This is a genomic window from Finegoldia magna (assembly GCF_003182075.1).
In the GTDB taxonomy this organism is placed as follows: Bacteria; Bacillota; Clostridia; order Tissierellales; family Peptoniphilaceae; genus Finegoldia; species Finegoldia magna.
Genome location: NZ_QGTH01000049.1, coordinates 1 through 2421 on the forward strand (window position 1 = coordinate 1; position 2421 = coordinate 2421).

Sequence of the window (2421 nt, forward strand, 5' to 3'; positions counted from 1 at the left end):
GGATTGTATTCGCTTATCCTTTCATCAAAACTACCACAAGCAAAAATATTCAAAGCTTGGGTAACTAGAGAAGTCTTACCAAGTATTAGAAAAAACGGAGGATATATAGCAGGGCAAGAAAAGAAAACTAACGAAGAGCTACTAGCAGATGCAATTCTTGTAGCCAATAGAATTATTGCCGAGAGAGAAGAAGAAATTGAAGTATTAAGACCAAAGGCAGACTATTATGACAAATTGGTAGATTATAACCTACTTACAAACTTTAGAAATACTGCCAAGGAATTAGGAATACCACAAAATCAGTTTATAAGTTTTCTAATGGATAAGGGATTTATTTATAGAGATAAGAAAAAGAAACTCTTACCATATGCAGATAAGAATAAGGGATACTTTGAAGTAAAAGAATGGGTTGATCCACTAGGTACACTTGTAGGCATACAAACATTTATAACACCAAAGGGAAGACACTACCTACTAATTTTATTAGATAGTGAAGGTTTCTACGATGAATAAGATATTAGAAGCCATTCTTTCTGATATTAAAAACTTAATTAAAATAGATAACCCAAAGAAATTTATATTAGCAAACATTCCTTATATATCCTTTTTCTACATTGGAAATATCTTTTCTAAGCACATCAATTCTTATGTAGGAGGAGATATTATTGATAGAATAATGGTGGGAATTTCTGATATAGGAACTTTATCTTATATACCAAGCCTTAATCCAAGGGACTTGTTAGTAGGTGTTTCAGTTGCTGGTCTTGTTAAGCTAATTGTTTATAGTAAAGGTAAAAACAAAAAGAAATATAGGCAAGGTAAGGAATATGGATCTGCAAGATGGGGAGAAAGTAAGGATATTGCTCCATACATTGACCCTAAGTTTGAAAATAATGTTCTTATAACTAATACTGAAAGACTAACAATGAACTCAAGACCTAAAAACCCTAAATACGCTAGAAATAAAAATGTATTAGTAATAGGTGGTTCTGGATCAGGTAAGACAAGATTTTATGTAAAGCCAAATCTAATGCAAATGCACTCTTCCTATGTAGTAACAGACCCTAAAGGCACGCTTGTGTTAGAGTGCGGGAAAATGCTCTATGAAAATGGATATGATATAAAGATATTAAATACAATAAACTTTAAAAAATCTATGAAATACAATCCCTTTGCTTATTTGAGAAGTGAAAAAGATATTTTAAAGCTAGTACAAACAATTATAGCCAACACTAAGGGAGATGGAGAAAAGGCAGGAGAAGATTTCTGGGTAAAGGCTGAGAAGCTATATTACACCGCTCTCATCGGTTATATCTATTATGAAGCACCTGAAGAAGAAAAGAACTTTAAGACGCTTTTAGATATGATTGACGCAAGTGAAGTCAGAGAAGATGACGAAACCTATATGAATCCAATTGATAGGCTCTTTGAAGCTCTTGAAAAGAAAGATCCAGGTCATTTTGCAGTTAAGCAATACAAGAAATATAAGCTGGCAGCAGGAAAAACTGCCAAGTCAATTCTAATATCTTGTGGAGCAAGACTTGCACCTTTTGACATAAGAGAGCTTAGAGAACTAATGAGCGAAGATGAACTAGAGCTTGATAAAATTGGAGATAGAAAAACTGCATTATTTGTAATAATATCAGATACTGATGATACCTTTAACTTTGTAGTCTCAATAATGTATTCTCAACTATTTAATCTTCTATGTGATAAGGCAGATGATGTGTATGGTGGAAGACTTCCAGTTCATGTTAGGTGTCTACTTGATGAGTTTGCCAATATTGGTTTGATTCCTAAATTTGAAAAACTGATTGCGACAATTCGTTCAAGAGAAATATCGGCAAGTATAATACTGCAAGCACAATCTCAATTAAAAGCAATTTATAAAGACCATGCAGATACAATAGTTGGTAACTGTGACTCTACACTCTTTCTAGGAGGAAAAGAAAAAACAACAGTAAAAGAATTATCAGAAACCTTAGGAAAAGAAACCATAGACCTATATAACACATCAGAAACAAGATCCAACCAAAAATCTTTTGGTCTAAATTACCAAAAAACTGGTAAGGAACTTATGAGTCAAGATGAAATAACAGTAATGGATGGTGGAAAGTGCATATACCACCTAAGAGGAGTAAGACCTTTCTTGTCTGATAAATTTGATATTACAAAGCATAAGAATTACAAGTTGTTGGAAGATTATGATAAGAAAAACTTGTTTGATGTTGAAGAGTATCTAACAAATAGAGATAAGGTAAAGTTAAAATCAAGTTATAAGATAAATAGGTTAAACATTTGAGTTTATGGAGAAAGCAAAATGTGCGAAAATAGAAAATCATCCTTAATTATTTTTATTTATTTGTCTATAATTATGGAATTTGTTTCTATTTTAGTCCCCACTAATTTGGATATGTTCCA

Annotated in this window: 2 protein-coding genes; both read left to right on the forward strand. The window is 32.1% G+C overall.

The window, feature by feature from the left end; translation table 11 throughout:
- The coding region (locus tag DES33_RS09485; protein WP_110058834.1) for a phage antirepressor KilAC domain-containing protein at positions 1-513 on the forward strand (513 nt) is incomplete at its 5' end.
- The gene (locus DES33_RS09490) at positions 506-2302 is read left to right on the forward strand and encodes a VirD4-like conjugal transfer protein, CD1115 family (protein ID WP_110058835.1); all 1797 of its coding nucleotides are present in this window, start codon (positions 506-508) and stop codon (positions 2300-2302) included. The genes DES33_RS09485 and DES33_RS09490, both read left to right, overlap by 8 nt.
- The last annotated feature ends 119 nt before the right edge of the window (positions 2303-2421 follow it).